13 protein-coding genes are annotated in these 16,512 nt (G+C 54.6%); 2 read left to right on the top strand and 11 right to left on the bottom strand.

The window, feature by feature from the left end:
- Positions 1–100: 100 nt before the first annotated feature.
- Both K1558_RS28615 and K1558_RS28610 read right to left on the bottom strand, forming a co-directional pair.
- On the bottom strand, positions 101–1,099 hold the full coding sequence (locus tag K1558_RS28615) for a phosphotransferase enzyme family protein (protein WP_238655389.1): 999 nt from the start codon (positions 1,097–1,099) through the stop codon (positions 101–103).
- Between the two features lie 410 nt (positions 1,100–1,509).
- On the bottom strand, positions 1,510–1,785 hold the full coding sequence (locus tag K1558_RS28610; protein WP_238655388.1) for a CD3324 family protein: 276 nt from the start codon (positions 1,783–1,785) through the stop codon (positions 1,510–1,512).
- Positions 1,786–2,116: 331 nt separating this feature from the next.
- Between K1558_RS28610 and K1558_RS28605 the strand changes: the two genes are divergently transcribed.
- Positions 2,117–2,710, top strand: coding sequence for an ankyrin repeat domain-containing protein (locus K1558_RS28605; protein WP_238655387.1), 594 nt, complete (start codon positions 2,117–2,119; stop codon positions 2,708–2,710).
- 421 nt (positions 2,711–3,131) lie between these two features.
- Here the strand turns inward: K1558_RS28605 and K1558_RS28600 are convergent, their stop codons facing one another.
- The 7 genes from K1558_RS28600 to K1558_RS28570 all read right to left on the bottom strand — a co-directional run bounded on the left by K1558_RS28600 (position 3,132) and on the right by K1558_RS28570 (position 11,873).
- Positions 3,132–5,165 carry a methyl-accepting chemotaxis protein gene (locus K1558_RS28600; protein ID WP_238655386.1) on the bottom strand — a complete coding sequence of 678 codons (2,034 nt, stop codon included), beginning with the start codon at positions 5,163–5,165 and terminating at the stop codon, positions 3,132–3,134.
- 492 nt (positions 5,166–5,657) lie between these two features.
- Positions 5,658–6,692, bottom strand: coding sequence for a bile acid:sodium symporter family protein (locus K1558_RS28595; protein ID WP_238655385.1), 1,035 nt, complete (start codon positions 6,690–6,692; stop codon positions 5,658–5,660).
- Between the two features lie 47 nt (positions 6,693–6,739).
- The gene (locus K1558_RS28590; protein ID WP_238655384.1) at positions 6,740–7,693 is read right to left on the bottom strand and encodes a radical SAM protein; all 954 of its coding nucleotides are present in this window, start codon (positions 7,691–7,693) and stop codon (positions 6,740–6,742) included.
- Positions 7,694–7,856: 163 nt separating this feature from the next.
- Positions 7,857–9,110, bottom strand: coding sequence for a stalk domain-containing protein (locus K1558_RS28585; protein WP_238655383.1), 1,254 nt, complete (start codon positions 9,108–9,110; stop codon positions 7,857–7,859).
- A gap of 231 nt (positions 9,111–9,341) precedes the next feature.
- Entirely contained in the window at positions 9,342–10,430 is a 1,089-nt protein-coding gene (locus K1558_RS28580; protein WP_238655382.1) for an RNA-guided endonuclease InsQ/TnpB family protein, read from the bottom strand.
- Positions 10,402–10,767, bottom strand: coding sequence for an IS200/IS605 family transposase (gene tnpA, locus K1558_RS28575; protein ID WP_238655400.1), 366 nt, complete (start codon positions 10,765–10,767; stop codon positions 10,402–10,404). Before tnpA ends, K1558_RS28580 begins: the two co-directional genes overlap by 29 nt.
- Before the next feature lie 149 nt (positions 10,768–10,916).
- Complete coding sequence (locus K1558_RS28570; protein ID WP_238655381.1) at positions 10,917–11,873, bottom strand: nucleoside hydrolase; 957 nt, start codon at positions 11,871–11,873, stop codon at positions 10,917–10,919.
- Between the two features lie 238 nt (positions 11,874–12,111).
- Here K1558_RS28570 and K1558_RS28565 point away from each other — a divergent pair, with 238 nt between their 5' ends.
- The gene (locus tag K1558_RS28565; protein WP_238655380.1) at positions 12,112–12,417 is read left to right on the top strand and encodes a hypothetical protein; all 306 of its coding nucleotides are present in this window, start codon (positions 12,112–12,114) and stop codon (positions 12,415–12,417) included.
- Here the strand turns inward: K1558_RS28565 and K1558_RS28560 are convergent.
- A complete protein-coding gene (locus K1558_RS28560) occupies positions 12,401–13,267 on the bottom strand; it encodes a sugar phosphate isomerase/epimerase family protein (RefSeq protein ID WP_238655379.1) in 867 nt (288 codons plus the stop codon). The two genes, K1558_RS28565 and K1558_RS28560, sit on opposite strands and share 17 nt — an antisense overlap.
- Before the next feature lie 37 nt (positions 13,268–13,304).
- Complete coding sequence (locus K1558_RS28555) at positions 13,305–16,472, bottom strand: glycoside hydrolase 5 family protein (protein ID WP_238655378.1); 3,168 nt, start codon at positions 16,470–16,472, stop codon at positions 13,305–13,307.
- Between the last annotated feature and the right edge of the window lie 40 nt (positions 16,473–16,512).

Here is a 16,512-nt window from a genome sequence, read left to right as displayed (position 1 = left end):
CTGACTGCTCTTTGATGTCTTTATGTTACCGCCGCAGGGGAGGGCAATAAATGTCCTCAGGCTAGGTTTAGTGGACATATTTACAGATTGCACAGCTTTATTACACTTGCACAGGTTCAATTCTCTTGAACAAAAAGCGGGAGTCCGCCAGGTATTCCTTTAGATAGGCCAGCGCATACGGCTGTTCTTCACGCAAGCTGGGCAGTTCGTCGGAATTAGAGATGTGGTGGCTGTAGTTCCCGATCATGATCATGATGAAGAAGCATTCCAGCTTCCGTTCATAATCAGGTTCCAGCGCACGGATGCTGCTGTAGCCCCGGATCAGGATTCTGCGCTGCTCCGCAGACAGCTCCAGCAGAGCTGCGGCCAGATCATACAGGTAGAAGCCGTAGCCGCAGAGGCCGAAATCAATCGCCCGGGGCTGTCCGTCAGCGAACACCACGTTTCCAAAGTGCAGATCACCGTGGATCAGGCCATAGTTGACGGGGTGCGGCGTCATAGCCTCAAGTTCACCCGGGATTCTGGCGGCGGCAGCCTGATAGAGCTTCCACCAGGCTTCAGGGACCAGAACCGAAAGATGCTTCTCCAGCTTATCCCAATTCTTGCGGAAGCTGTCCGCTCCCCAAGCCGGACGGGTGAACTCCGCCGACGGCACAAACTGTTCGCCCGCTTCATGCATCGTGGCCAGCATCATGCCTACAGCGTGGAGCTGCTCATCCGGCAGATTGCCCGCTGAATGCTCCCCTTCGACCCAGCGCATCAGGGTAACATAGTTGAGCTGCTGCTTTTCGCCGCCAGGTTCATTGCCAGCTTCGTTGCCAGTCTCCAGCATATAACTGCCGCTTGAATCGGGCAGCCCCACGGGGACAACCAGCTCCGCTGCCCCGCTGAGATGGCTGAGCCACTCCAGCTCCGACAGAATCTCCTCCCGGCTGCACCGTCCGCCATGAATCCGCAGCAGCAGCCTGCCCGCCGTTTCCGTCTCTAGCTTGAAGGTGACGCTATCGGATGTTCTAAGATATTCGATCTTCGTCCAATCTAATTCGTACGCCTTGAGCGCCCGCAGTGCTATATCCCTCGCTGCTGTTTCTAATTTCATCTTGCTGCCCCCTCATATGGATGTCTGCATTCATTATAGGGTTGGCGGAGGCGGCGGACATAGATAATAGACAGGTATAACCTGACTTTTGCACACAACAAAGAGGCTGCTTCAAGAGTCATGATGCGACTTCTTGGAACAACCTCACTGTTCAAGGTGGGGCAGATTTAGGCGCTTGTGAGACACTGTCAACCAGTCCAATCACTCATTCTGCTGTATTTCATACACCAGATTTCTGCATATTTGCTCCAAAAGGCCGCCTGTGCAAAATTCTATTGTACAGAGTGCAGCAGATGCTATTTTTCGGGGGATTTCGGAGGAATCTAGTGTACATAATGCAGCCGAAGCCAGCTCTTGGGGTGCTTCACAAGCTAAAATAGCTACGTTACGCGCCCTTAACCTGAAGACCTCTACCCTCTCTGCTTGCTCCCATACACAATCTTCTTGATGCTGTCGGCCGACAGGCAGAATTGCTCCGCCAGTTCGGTTACGCTCAGTCCGCTGGCATAATGCTCACGGATGGACTGGTTCCGGGCGCTTAAGAAGGATCTGCCGCCTGAACTCTCACCCCACCGCTTATGCTGTCCTTCAGGCTTCGGGATATAGAGCATCCCGCCCTGCATGTATTTCTGAACCTCCTGCAGCAGCTGCTGCGGCAAAATCACATCTGCATTTACATATTTCATCTTGCTCCGCTCCTTTTAAGTTAGTTCAACTTATCAAGGCAGCAGAGTCTATCAGACAGGTGTTCACAGAGGAACTGGCGAATCGTTACAGCGGAGAATTGCTATCCGCTCTGCACATTAACCGCTGTGTGTGGGTCCATAGACTCTGCGCAGAGCTGAGCATAAATCTGCTCATGAAGGTTCCTCCTCCCAGTATATTTCTTACATATAGCATACCGGACGCCAGGGCTTTTGCGCAAATGCTGTTTACCCGCGGCTTTTGACATTTCATCATAGACTTGTCCATAATACAAACAAGGTCGAAGCTTACAGGGGAGATGAGGTCATAACTATGAATAACCCATTAATCGCAGCAGCAGAGCGCGGGGATACGGCTGAGGTGTTGCGGCTGCTGGAGGACGGAGCAGATATACAGGCGCAGGATGAAAGCGGCAGAACGGCGGTTGTCGCTGCGGCTTATGGCAATCATGCCGGGACGGTCGAGGCGCTTATTGCCCAGGGTGCCGACATCAACATTCGTGACCGTATGCTTAACAATGTGCTGCTGTATGCCGGAGCATCCGGATATCTGGACATCGTGAAAATGGCGGTTGAGGCGGGAGCGGATACGACGCTGACCAACCGCTACGGCGGGACCGCGCTGATCCCCGCAGCAGATCGGGGGCATGTCGAGGTTGTCAAGTATCTGCTTGTGCATTCGGATGTCGACATCGACCATATCAACAATCTGGGCTGGACCGCGCTGCTGGAGGCCGTCATCCTCGGGGACGGCGGGGAGCGGCATCAGGCGATCGTCAAGCTGCTGCTGACGCACGGAGCCGATCCAGCCATCGCCGACCGCGAGGGTGTCACGCCGCTGGCCCATGCCCGGTCGCAGGGGTATACAGAAATGTCCTCCTTACTGGAGACGGCGAGCCGCTCTTAGAAACCCCACAAAGTGGGGCTTTAGCGTAGATGATGACTCAGATACTTTGCGGGGACCCCAAAACATATCAATCCTTATATAGGAACAAAACTCCTGCGGCGTCGCTATTATGGTCGGTTTTTCGACCACATCCGGCTCACGCGCCACTGCCACACCAAATATGGTCGGTTTTTCGACCACATCCGATTCACGCGCCACTGCCACACCAAATGTGGTCGGTTTTTTGACCACATCCGGTTCACGCGCCTACGCGCACAACTTATCCACACCGAACGAAAATCATAATTTCCTAATCATTAAAAAAAGGACCCCGCCAGCGTCCGGCGGGGCCAAAAGTTATATTAAAGGGGGGTATGTGATTACTATACCCGCCTAAGCTTAAAATCAGATGAAGGGCAGGTAAAGATCTGCTGAAACTGGCCTAGATTTTGAATTTCTCTACCAGCTCCTGCATCTCTTTGGCACTCTGCGTATTCTCATCGGCCATGGCCGCTTCATGGAGCGTCTTCTCCACAATCTCCGCCGTCTTCTCCGCGATATCCTGCACCCCGACCGCTCCCTCGTTCACGGTAGCCGCTACTTCATTGACAGCAATGGCGATGCTGGAGACGGTCTCGTTCAGGTGATCGGCTGCCGTCTCGAACTGATTCATCAGCTCATTAATCGTAGAAGCATCATCATTATACTGCTGGCTGACCTCGGTCAGGCGCTCATAATCGCCCAGCACATTGCGGTCAATGAAGGTTAGCACGGCCTCGGAATGCCGGGTCATCTGCTCCACAGAGGCATAGACATTTCTGACCACCTCCTGAATGCCTGAAGCCGTCTCGGAGGACTTCTCCGCCAGCTTGCGGATTTCACCAGCCACGACAGCGAAGCCCCGGCCTGCCTCACCCGCCCGCGCGGCTTCAATCGCTGCGTTCAAGGCCAGAAGATTCGTCTGGCTGGTAATGGAGAGAATCGTATCGGCCAATACGTTGATCTCGCCGATGGCTCCCGATTGCTCGATTGCCTGCTGCATCTCGCTGCGGACCGAGCTGTAGATCTGCTTCGCGTTCTCAGTGGATGTTACAGCATCGTGCTGAAGCTCCAGAGCCCGCTGGGTAATCTGGCCCGATACCCCGGAGCCTTCTTTTACCTTAGTGGAGATCATTCTGACATTGTTCAGCGTCTCGTGAATGGCCGCCGTCATCTCCTCTGTGGAAGCCGCTGTCTCCTCCATCCCTGCGGACAGCTCCTCGGTCGTGGCTGAATTATCATGCGCATTCTCTCTAACCTCGTTCGACAGCTTCTCCAGCGTCTCGGCATTGTCCAGCACCTTGGAGGAGATCGCAATAAGACTGCCGGCCATCTCTCGCAGCACTGCACGGGTGTGGAACATCGCTCTGGCGATGATTCCGGTCTCATCTTTACTTTTCGTCAGATGCTCATATTGCTTGTCATATTGGAGGTCCAGCTCCGCAGTACGGTTAACCAGCTCGGTCAGCTTCATAATTGGCAAGGCAATCCGCCCGGCCACCGCCGTCCCGATCAACAGAGTAAGCAGCAGGCTCCCAAGACCGAGCAGCAGAATGAAATGGGTCATTTCGCTCACCGGCTGCAGTACCTCGTCCACATCTCCGGTCAGCACCAGCGTCCACTTCGTCTCCGGGAGGACAGTGTAGGCAGCTTTTTTCTCCGCCCCCTTGAAGGTGTATTCCACAATGCCATCCGCAACGCTCTCCCCTGCCTTCACCCGCCCGACCACGGCTTTGATGGATTCGTTCTCCACCATCGACCCTATCTTCTTCCCGTCGGGATGATAGAGCGTATTCCCCGTTTCATCCACCAGATAGGCGTAAGAGGAAGGCGCACCCGCCACCTTGGCATCGGCCAGATAGGTCACCAGACTGTCCGCTCTGACCGCCGAAGCTACGAACCCGATCATCTGCTCCCCGCTCATTACCGGATGGACAAAAGCTACAATAAATGCCCCTGTTGACTTGGACTTCAGCGTCTCGCTGATGACAGGCATCCCGGTCTTCAAGACATTCTTCGTATAATTTCTATCGCTGAAATTCGCGCCGACCAGCTTGGTATCGCTATCCGCCACCGCTGTTCCCTTCAGATCAACTACAAACATATGCTCCAGGTTGCCTGCATCCTTCACCAGCCCCTGAAGCTTCACATTCACCTGATTCTGCAGGGGATCCCCGCCGCTCAATCCATTATTTCCAGCCTGCGTCAAAAGCTGCACAATCTCGCTGTCCCCGGCTACCAGCTGCATACTCCGCTTCTCTTTGTCAATCATGGCGGCAATGGTCTGCGCTTTGTTGGTATTAGCCTGTTCCATAGAAGATTCGGTCAGGTTCATGATGGTGCCTGTGGATTTGGTGTACGTAAAAATCCCCATTAATGCTGTAGAAATCAGTGTAACGACAATCATCATAACCGATAGCTTCATACGAATCTTCATGATTTTCTACTTCCTTCCGCCCTTTTCTAAGCTCTAGCTTCTAATCAGCCAAAATGCTAACTTTATTACAATAATTATCGGATTTTCCGCGAACGTAATGAATATGAATTGTTGTATTTTCAGAAAAAACATCGAATTTTGTCGAATTATGACCTTTTGTATTCACCTTCGTGAAAGCACATTGTATTCGGTTTTCTGTGAAAATACGTCCGGCATCATCCGCGATATGCGCACAGCATCAGTGAGGCACACACAGTCAAATGTAATCGGTTTTTCGATTACATTTGGCTTACGCGGCGCGCCCAGTCCAATTGTGATCGATTTCTCATCCATCCGGCCCACATGCCTTCGCGGCCAACGGATGCCTGCTTATCCACGACAGGTGCAAATCCTGATTTACTAAATAGCAAAAAAACCGCCCTCCTTCACAACCGCACACAGCGGCTGAATAAGGAAAAGCGGGTTTGCATACTTCGCTAATCAAGTGTGATGTTACAGCGTTCGCGGACTCTCTGCCGGAGCGGGGAGCACGGATGATGCGGCCGCCGCTAACCGGGCCTGCTGCTGCATCCGTCTGGCCCTGCTGCGGAGGAACATGCCGGAGCAGGCGGCCAGAATCTGCTGGAACAGCATCCCGGAGATTACAGGCAGGGCGACCGCCGGCGGAAAATACCGTACCGCCAGCACCGCTCCCGCACTGAGATTGCGCATACCAGAGTTGAACTGAACAGCCACGGTATTCGCATGATCGTAGTGTAGCCGCCGCGAGACTACAGCTACAATGACATAGCCGAGGGCAACAGTCACGAAGGTTACGGCAATAATCAGAGCAAGCTGTCCGTCCGGATGCTTTAAATACCGGGCAATGCTGGCCCCATTAATGGAGACCACGATGAACAAGCCCACCTTGACAAACGGGGCCAGCGGAGGGCCGCAGACAGTGCTGATCTTGCCTTTAGTGAATTGATTGAGCAGCATACCCGCTATAGAAGGCAGTACGACCATCCACAGCAGGCCCCGCATCATCTCCCCCGCATCCATCTGTACACTTGCCCCCATCAGGACGAACAGTGTAGCCGGTACAATTATTGGCGATAGCAGCGTATCGATCAGGATCAGCGCCAGCGTAAGCGCAATATTGCCGCCGTGCATGGACACCCAGACTACGCTGACCACTCCGGTCGGAATGGCGAAGAGCAGCACATACCCGGTAACGGTATAAGGATCACCCGGGAAAAACAGCATCGCTGCCAACCAGCCAATCAGCGGCATCACAATATGCAGGATAATCAGCAGAATGAGCAGCTTCTGCGGTTTGACCAGCACGGCAAGCAGATCCCGGAAATTGGATTTCAGACTGCCGATCAGCGTCATCCCGGCGAAGATCCAGGGCACCAGCCACGTTAACGGAAGCAGCGACGCCTCATTCAGCACGCCAACCACAATGGCTGCGGGTGTTAGCAGCGGCATGATCCGTTCCAGTACCGTATTGGAAGATACTAGTCCGCGCCTTACTGCACTTAACATATCGGGATCCCTCCTCTCCGGTGTACAGCTAAGTCAAGTTAACCGGACTATACCCCTTGCGGGAACAAGGCGTCAAGCGCCGGGCAAGGCCGTTTCTCCAGGTAATTCGACAGCGGTGCAGGCATATTGCTGTAGATATCTTTTAGCGAGGTGCCGTTATAGATGTTGCCGATAATGACCGGATGGCACAGCTCGGAGATCAGAATATCGCCGTTGCCGTGCAGATGGAGCTGCTTCATCCCTTCGATGCAGTGCGGGAAGTAGACGCCCGGCTGCTCACTGAAGCCCAGTGCTTCCATGAACCGGTCCATACAAGTGAAATAGAGCGTCGTGTCCTCCGGCTTGCGGTCGATCAGCTCCTGGACAGCGTTCTTCAGCTGCTCACGGGCGGCAATCGCCTTCCAGCCGGTGTGATCCATGATGATACTGTTCTGAATTTCATGCGTTCGGACGCCCATGGAATAGACATGCTCACTGATCTCCTGCATATGATCCTGCGTCTCATTGAACAGCAGCGTCTCCAGCACCACATTGACCGGCGTTTTGGCGAACATCGTGATGTTCTCTCTGATCTTGTGATAGACACTTGGATGAATATTATAATACCGCGAGAAGCCTTCAGCCGTGGTGAAATTAAAAGAAATATGAATCGTCGTCAGCCCCGCGTCCACCAGCTGCACGATCCGCTGCTCATTCAGCAGACTGCCGTTCGAATTCAGCTGGGTCTGGATGCCGCGCGAAGAGCAGTACGCCACAATCTCCACACAATCCTGGAACTTCAGCGTAACCTCGCCGCCCGAGAGCCGGACACGCTTCAGATGGGGCAGCTCCTCCAGAATGCGGATGACCTCCTTGCCGTCCAGGGTCTGGCCGTCATTTCTATTATAAGCGCAGCAATAGTCGCAGCGGAAATTACAGTTCGAGGTAACCCCGACCTCCAGCCCTTCCAGCTCGTAAGTCATCGGCTTATCCAGTTCCAGCGCTTTATATTTCGTACTCATCTTCTATAGTCCTCCTTGAATGTGCGTACATCCGCAATAAAGTTAACTATAGAATTATACAGGTTAGCCCGCGAGGTTAATGTGACATTTGATATTTGCAAAAAGACTGCCGCACGGCAGGCACACTCCCCGTGGGCAGTCTTATTAGAATCACACTAGCGGGCTACAGCTCCACGGCTTCGCCCATCCGCTCCATCACCGGCTGACCGATGATCCCCAGACGCCAGATGGCGATACCTTTCAGCCCGTACCGCTTCGCCAGGCCGATTTTGGCATTGACGGACGATTCGTTCTCACTGTAGACCGATATTCCGAGAATCAGCTTGTCCTTGCTGACCTGCTTCAATGCCAGCCGGATGCTCTCATCGACCTTGTTCATCGGCTCCGGTCCGGTCTCCCCTTCATAGGCGTAAGCCATAATGACCAGATCATCTGCAAGTGTACCTAGCGTCTTGTAATCATAGCCCTTGTAGGAGCTGTTCAGCGGATGCAGGATGACGGTCAGCTTCAGGTTGGCGGCGCGTGCGGCAGTAGCTAGATTTTTGACAAAAGCGTTATATTGGCTCTGCACCAGCGCCTTATCCCCGGTCAGCCCCAGGCCCTCCAGATCGAGTCCGATGCCCTTGAAGCCCTTGCTGGACGCGAGCTCCACAATACTGGCAATCGTCTGCTGCTGAAGCTGCGGGTCCTCCAGATTCTTGGATAGCTCCAGCGACGAATCACTGGAATAGACCATCAGGTAAGGGGCGGTCCCGCCCGCTGCGGCATTCTGCACAATCGACTCCGGTGTTACATCACCTGCAGCCTCCGGCCACCAGAAGTCCTTGCCGGTAGTGGTGAACTTGCCGTCCTTGTCAATCCGTGCCCAGCCAAAGGCCACCGCATTGAAGCTGGGAATAAGCGATACTTCACTATACGCCTTTTGTGCGTAGAAGCCCATCGTGTACATGTCACGCTTCGGGGAAGTAATGGATACCGTCTTGCTCGCCTGATTCCAGGAGGTCACTGCCCCGAACTGCTGGCTGAAAAATTTCAGCGGCAGCATCGTGGTTCCGCGGATGTCCTGCGGCGCTACCTCCAGCTTCACCGTCGTCCCGTTCACTACGGCATTTTTGCTGCCAAGGGTCAGGACAACTACTGTAGGGTTGCTGCCTGCTGCGGCTTTTCGGGTCGCTGTGATTTTGCGGGCCTTCTGATTCCATTCCACCTGAATGCCCAGGGCTTCCGAGATGGCGCGGAAGGGCACCATGGTCGTTCCGTTCATCATCACCGGCTCCACCGGGAAGGGCAGCGGATAGCCGTCCAGCATAATACTGACGCCCGCAGGCGCCGCATGAACCGCACTTGCCGGAAGGGCCGAGAAGCCGCCCAGGGAGATTGCAGCGCATAACATGATTTTGGCCAAATGCTTCTTCATATGAATAAGTTCCCCATTCTCTCTAATGATAGATTACGAATCTCTCAACCTTACATCCCCTATTATTCTATCAAACTAGATAAATATAGCAAATGAAGACATTTTGAACCTCCACACCCTTAAGAGGGCGGGATTCTTAGCTAGTTAGCGGGCGCATCCGTTTCCGCTTTGCCCTACTGCTAAGTTAAGGGCGAGTTCATTCGCCCATCCTAGATCAGAGCCTATAGCTATCTAGGCTGGCAGACTGTTACCATCTGCCACAGGTTGACGCATGATGTTGATGGCACCGACCCGATCCCGATGTGCTGTATAACCGCAGTCGCACTGATACGTTCGATCCTTTGCTTTGTTCCGCTCTCCACAGGAGGGACAGGTTTGCGATGTGTATGCCGGACTCACTTCAACCACTTTGATTCCAGCGAGTGTCGCCTTATATCCAATGAACATTTGCAACTGATAGAAAGACCAATCATGTAGATTTTTAGCGTTTTTACGACTTGTTCTTGTCGTCTTACGAATATCCGTCAGTTTCTCTAGTTTGATGACAGACACCTTTTCTTGAATCGCCATATTCACGATCTGGCGGCTGATTTTGTGATTCTGATCTTTCATAAAACGACTTTCCTTGTCCTTCTGTTTACGGATAACTGATAGCTTTTTAAGCTTTCCTAATTTGCGGCGATAGGTACTGTACTTACGGCGAACAAACTTATTTTTACGTCCATTTCCGCAAAATTTTGTCTTGCCGCTAGAAGTTACGACAACAGCGGGAACTTTCAAGCCTAGATCAACCCCCATCACTTCATGACCATCGGCTGGCTCAGTGGGGCATTCGATTGAAATTTGCACAAACCATTTCGCTGATTTTTGAACCACGCGCAGAAGTCCAAGCTTCCCATCCGAAAGCATGTCCCGCTCCCGATCCGAAAGAAGCGCAGGAACCACAAGACGTTGTACTTTTCCATCCATGATAACGGGGAAAGAAATATGGTTGCCCCAAATCGTATAATTTTGATTATTCACATAGTACACCCTCTTTTGGAGAAGAGGTCGCTTCTTCGTTTTCTTGAACCGCTGAAATAGGCTTTTGGCGTCTCGAATCACTTGATTCTTTACGGCAGAGGGGAGATTGGCACGAACGGTTTTTGATGTTAGTTTAGGGAACATTCCAGACCTTTCGGCTTGCTCCGTTAGTTCGTTGACGGTACGAATGTATTCGTTGCCCATATCCAGCAATACAGACGGATGGGTTGGAAAAATGCGGATTTGAATCGTTACGGTTTGCAGGGTCTCACCCCCTTGTTTTTTGTCCCTCAACATATTGTTTGATCGTTTCGCTTGAAATGTTCCCTGCCGTGTTTACAAAGTAGAAACGAGTCCATAGGGAAGGCAAGTGGTTTAAGTGCTTACATTGTTCACGGAGGCGCCGTGAAGTGATTCCTTTCAGTTTCGCTTTTAGTTCTGCGGGAGAATCGGTTGGCCGTGCGTTTAGAAAAATATGCATATGATCAGGCATGACTTCCATTGCGAGTAGTTGTCGATCCTGTTCGGAGCATATTTCCATAACGATTTGCTTAAACTGTTTCTCCACTTGATCAACTAGCAGCTTACGTCTGTATCTAGGGCAAGAAACAAAATGATAGTTAATTAATGATATGGTAGTTTTGGTATTTCTGTAGGATTGTCAATTTTGACAGCATAAGGATCTCCATTAAACAAAGACGATTCATTCCCCTAAAGGAGTAGACTTTCTCGACCAATTTCTGTAACCATCACAGATTCAGCCGTCCGGGGTTCTTTTAACACCTACATAAACGCACTTAAAAAGACACCAACCGCCCGCTCAACATCCACCTCTACCGCCACTTCGATGAACTCGCCTTCTTTGGGCTGTGCCCGCAGATCGGCTACGACCATTCCGGAGGTGAACGCCCCTTGGTGCTCTACCCGGACCTTCATCCGGCGGCAGGTGACCAGATCCGGCTGCAGGGCAGCCATCAGGGCCAGCGGATCATGCAGCGGAGCGCTGTTAATCAGATAGTTCGCCTCACGGTAAAATTTAAAATAATACGCCAGTGACTCTTCCATGAAATCGATGACCGCCTTGTTCTCTTCACGTCCATGCCGCTTCAGCAGCTCCACATGCTCAGATGTAATCCGCGTCTGAAGTGTCACATCCAGCCCGATCATCATTACAGGCAGTCCTGAGGTGAATACACGGTCAGCCGCATCCGGGTCGCCCCACAGATTGGCTTCGGCTACCGGCGTGACGTTGCCCGGCTTAAAGACCGTGCCGCCCATCACCACCACCTTCTTCAGCTTGGAGGTTAGCTGCGGGTCCAGTTCCAATGCCAGCGACAGGTTCGTCAGCCGTCCGAGCGTGACCAATACCAGCTCTCCGGGATTCGTATCCGCCATCCGCACGATGAACTCTGCTGCTGTCTCTTGAACAGGCACCTGCCGGGAAGGGGGCAGCTGAACGCCGCCAATGCCATTTTCCCCGTGGACATGGGTGGAGAAGCCGGTTAGCTCGCGCACCAGTGCCCGTGAAGCGCCAAGCGCTACCGGGATTTCATAGCCCGGAGCCGCTAGCTCAAGCAGCCGCAGCGTGTTATCCGCCGCCTGCTGCACATCTATGTTGCCGAACACCGTCGTAATCCCTTCGACCACCACACCCGGTGCCCGGAGCGCATACAATATGGCCAGTGCGTCGTCTATTCCTGTGTCACAATCAATGATGATTCTAGTTACGTTGGTGCTCATCTGTATCTCTCCTGCTCTCTATTTACTTTACTCTCTCAGCTTAGCCGCACTGCTCATCTTATCATGGGGCTACCAGCTGCTCAATATGGATTAATAGAGTAAATAGTGTTTAGTCTAGACGTCTACACTTGGCTAAAGGTGCGGTGTATACTGTTTTTCGCATACATTTCGCCCACGTGACTCCGCCACGCCCAATGTAATCGGTTTTTCGATTACATTCCGTCAACGTGCCTCCGCAGTGCCGAATGTGATCGGTTTTTCGATTACATTCCGCCCACGCGCCTCCGCAGCGCCGAATGTGATCGGTTTTTCGATTACATTCCGCCAACGTGCCTCCGCAGCGCTCAATGTAATCGGTTTTTCGATTACATTTGCCCCAACACGCCCCCGCACCGCCCAATTTTCACTGCAACAAAAACAGCGGCTGGCTCATACGGAAGAGAGCGCCGCTGTTCTTATGGTTGAACACAATATTGCTTCTTCCAGGCAGTTTCTTTATCACCATCTCCGCCGGATGCCTGCCACGCTTACCGGAACTGTCTGATAAATCTCACGGCGGCGGCGATGTCTTCTTCGGGGCGGTTGCCGACTTCTCGCTCCACAGTCAGATATCCCTTATACCCAATATCCTGGAGGGCGGCGAAATAAGCGGGGAAATCCACACTCCCCTCTCCCGGAGGAACCTCACGGAAGCCCGCTCCGCCTTCCCCCATCACGGCAATCCGTTCATGATCCAGCACGCCATATACCTCATGCGGATCGATCTCGCGCAGTCTCACACCGTCTTTGACATGCGTATGCACGATATAGTCCCGCAAAGTGTAGACCCCCTGGACCGGGTCATCGCCTGTCACCATGACCATATTTGCCGGGTCGAAGTTTACGGCGACTCCCTTGGCGTCAAGCGAATCCAGGAAGGACTTCAGCCGGGCGGCAGGCTCCGGCCCTGTCTCAATGGCGAAATAACCGCCGCGTTCGGAAGCATATACCGCCAGCTCATTGCAAGCCTCCTGCAACACCGCATATTCCGGAGCGCCGGGGTCCTCCGGCACAATTCCGATATGTGTCGTAACGATATGGCAGCCCAAATCCAGCGCAAGGTCGAGCGCCTGCTTCGACCTGCTGATTTTCCAGCCGTTCTCCGCCGGATTCTTAAAGCCCTGGCCGCCGTAATCTGCACAAAGCGCAGACAGCTCAAGCTTCAGCTCCGCCAGATAAGTCCTGATCGCCTTGCGGTCCTGCGCCGTCAGTCCGGCCGGGTCCATCTCGCCCTGAATCGCCCAGAGCTGAACACCTTCTGCTCCGATCTCCTTGGCCATCCGCAGATTGCTGCGCAAATCCCGGCCGAAGCTGTCGGCGATCACACCGATTTTGTTGGATAAGCCCAACCTCATTATCGTTCACCCTTTCTCTTCGCTCGATGTCTCCAGTTTACGGCAAATCCACCCGGATTTGCACCTGCTGCGGACGGTAGACTGCAAGCAACTGCCCGTCCAGACCGACGGCGAACATCACAGTCCGCTCCCGCTCCAGCGTGAAGGCATACGTTGTACCGTGCTTAGGATCACTCACCTTAATCCCGGCATCGCTGCCGAATTCGGACACGAAGATGTACAGGCTCCCGCCCGCAAAAGCCAGCTTGCGCCCGTAAACGCCCGGCAGCTCTCCCCCTTGCAGCCAGTCCAGCTCCGGCTCGATGCCGGCGGCGCTTATTGCTGAGGCATACAGCGCCTGAATCGGCTCCCAGCGCTCATTCAGCTCCACGGGCAGCGGGCAGTACAGGAATTTGCCCGCACCAATGGCAACCTCCAGCACTTCCTGCGCACCCTGCACCTCTTGGGCTTCCTGTACTCCCTGCACTTCCCGCACTCCCTGCACTCCGCGGCTTCCGGCGGGCCGTTCCACGGCCAGAGCGCCGATCTTCTTCTGGCCAAAGGCTACCGGGAAATGCTCCCCGCCTATCTTCAGCATCTCCTCGCGCAGGATATTGCCATGCTCAAGCGCGCCCAGCTCCTCACGCAGACGCTCACCAGCGGGTCCCCAATGCTCATCCAGCCGCAGCGGGCCGCTCCATAGCACGGTACTGCCCTCCCGGGCCAGCTCCAGCAGCTGACTGAAGGCTTCATCTGCGAAGTTATGCGCGCTTGGCACGATAATCAGCTTCGCCGGATGGCGCTGCAAGGCCTCCAGATGATATTCGCCGATTCCGCGCGGGTGTACATTCATGCCGAAGGCCAATACCCGCACGGCCTGGGTGGTAGCCTCGAAGGCCAGCTTGCGGTTCGAGAAATCATTCGAGAACGGGTAGACCACCGCAATCTCCTCCAGCTCCCGCGACTCGAACAGCCCGGCGATCTCCGCCATGAAGCTGCCGAAATCATAGGACACATCCGCCTCCGGCTTCTGGGTGCCGTCGGCACGCAAGGCGCCGATATTGGACTCATTGGCGTTATTCATGAAGTAATTGGTGTTCCAGATCCACTGCACCGCACCCGCACCGCCTGTCGAGAAGGAATAAGCGTATTTGCGCTCCAGAATGTTGCGCAGCTCCTCTTCCGTCCGCTTGGCGATACCGTCGGGACGCTGGACATGCATAATGCCGGTCTCCTGAATCAGATTCGGCTTATCCGGCGTCTTGGTGAAGATCCCGTCCCAGCCGAGGTGATCCATCTGCCACCAGGTATGCACCGTTGTATAATCCACCGTCTCCGCATAGAAGAACGGGGACGGCCGCTGCGAGCAGATGCCCTCATCCTGGCCCACGGTTGCCAGGTGGGCCGGGTCAGAGCGGCGGATCGTGGCGATCAGCGCGGAGGCCCAGCGGTTATGCATATCCATGCTGAACAAGGAATAATCCGTCCAGCGCAGCCACTTCTTCGGCTGCACTACACTCTGGAAGTACGTGTCATTCGGGTCCGGCGCCTGGGCTGCCTCGAAGGAAGGCAGCTGGCCGGGCGTCATATTCCAGCACTCCTGAAGCGCAGCGATGTCATTGTTATATTTTACCCTCAGCCACTCGCTCCATGACGCCTGCTCGAAGCGGTCTCCGGCTGTGTACGGCCCTTCAAATACACGGCGCGGGTGAAACAGCGACGGCTCATTGATCAGGTCCCAGTGCACATTGGTTGTCCCTTTCTGGCGGGAGACGATGGAGGCAATGAACCGTTTCTGGGCCTCGACAGACCGCGGGTCCAGATAAGGATTCTCCCCTTCCCACGCCTCCGGCGCGAAGGAGAAGAAGGTGAACGTTACCTCCAGCTCATGGCGCTTGGCGGTCAGTACGAAGGCATCCACCGCACGCAGCACATCTTCGGCGGCATGGCCGTCCGCGAACATGATCATCCGGTACCCGGTCCAGATTCCGGTGCGGAGCAGATTGATCCCGGCCCGCTTCATCTCCGCCATATCCGCCTCCCACCGCTCCACATTCGGCAGCTGCAGGAATTTCCGTGAGACATCCGAGGTCATGTAGGTCATGCCTACGATCGGCACCGGTTTGCCGCACCGGGTGAAATAATCGCGGCCCGCGCGCAGCGGCTCCCCGCTCTGCAGAAGCGCCCGGTCCATTCCCCAGAAGGCCTGCTTCAGCATCCGCCGTTCACCGCGCGAGGATTCCGCAGCACAGTGTACACGGTACAGGCCAGGCTCCAGCCGCAGCGGAACCGGCAAACGCACAAACTGCAAATCCGGTGCGGCCGGTCCGGCGTTCAGCTCAGCCTGCGCTGCCCACAGCACATCGTCGCTTCCGTCCCGGCTGACCTCCAGCCTGAACTGCCATTTAGCCTCCGGCGCAGAAGTACGCGATAACGCTTGCAGCTGCAAGGTCAAGAGCGCCTGCTCTCCCGGCTCATAGGAGGCGAAGCTGCTCTTCAGCCATATTTCTGTTGCGCCTTGGGCGGTATACTCCGCCAGCTCGCGAAGCAGGGCAGCCCCTTCCTTGCTCCAAAAATGTTCATCCAGCTCCTGGTTGATCAATATCCACCGGCTCCCGGCATAGTCCCCCTTATACAGCTCCAGCAGAACAACCGGAGCGGAGCGCTCCCGACCGGTACGGTCCACCCCGGTCAGCAGCGGATAGATAAACATATCCATCGGGCCGCAGGCGCCCATCTCCTCGGGGATATCGCTGGTCTTGGTGGGGTGCAGCGTCAGTCCCCAGGTAGGTTTGACTGTGAACAGCTCCTCGTAATTCTCCAGCAGCGGGTATTCGGAGGAAGCCTTGAAGGTAGCGACCGGAGCCGGGCTGACGGCCAGCGCATCATGAATGTTCAGCAGCTGGTGGTAAGCCACCTGCGGACGCTCCACCTTCCAGCCGCCGGCTCCTGCTGACACCGACACCGGCTCACGAAACGGAACCCCGCCGGTATGCAGCAGCCCGCCGCCGCCCAGCAGATACGCATGGATTTCATTCCACGCTGCCTTCGGGAAATAGGGGCCATGCAGCTGAACCAGCGCATCCCATCCGCCGGCCCGGAGGTATTCCGCCAGATTAGACGCATCCGACACCGTGGCCCATTGACCAATTCCTTCAAGAATGCTGCGGGATGGCCTGTCACCCGAATAAGGAAATGTATCGTCGTAAAATACCAGTATGTTCATATCCATCCCCGTTTCTTATCGTTTGGCAGGGAGCGAAGCG

It is taken from the genome of Paenibacillus piscarius, from assembly GCF_022234545.1.
In the GTDB taxonomy this organism is placed as follows: Bacteria; Bacillota; Bacilli; order Paenibacillales; family Paenibacillaceae; genus Paenibacillus_AQ; species Paenibacillus_AQ piscarius.
This window is presented reverse-complemented; position numbering and strand designations above follow the sequence as displayed.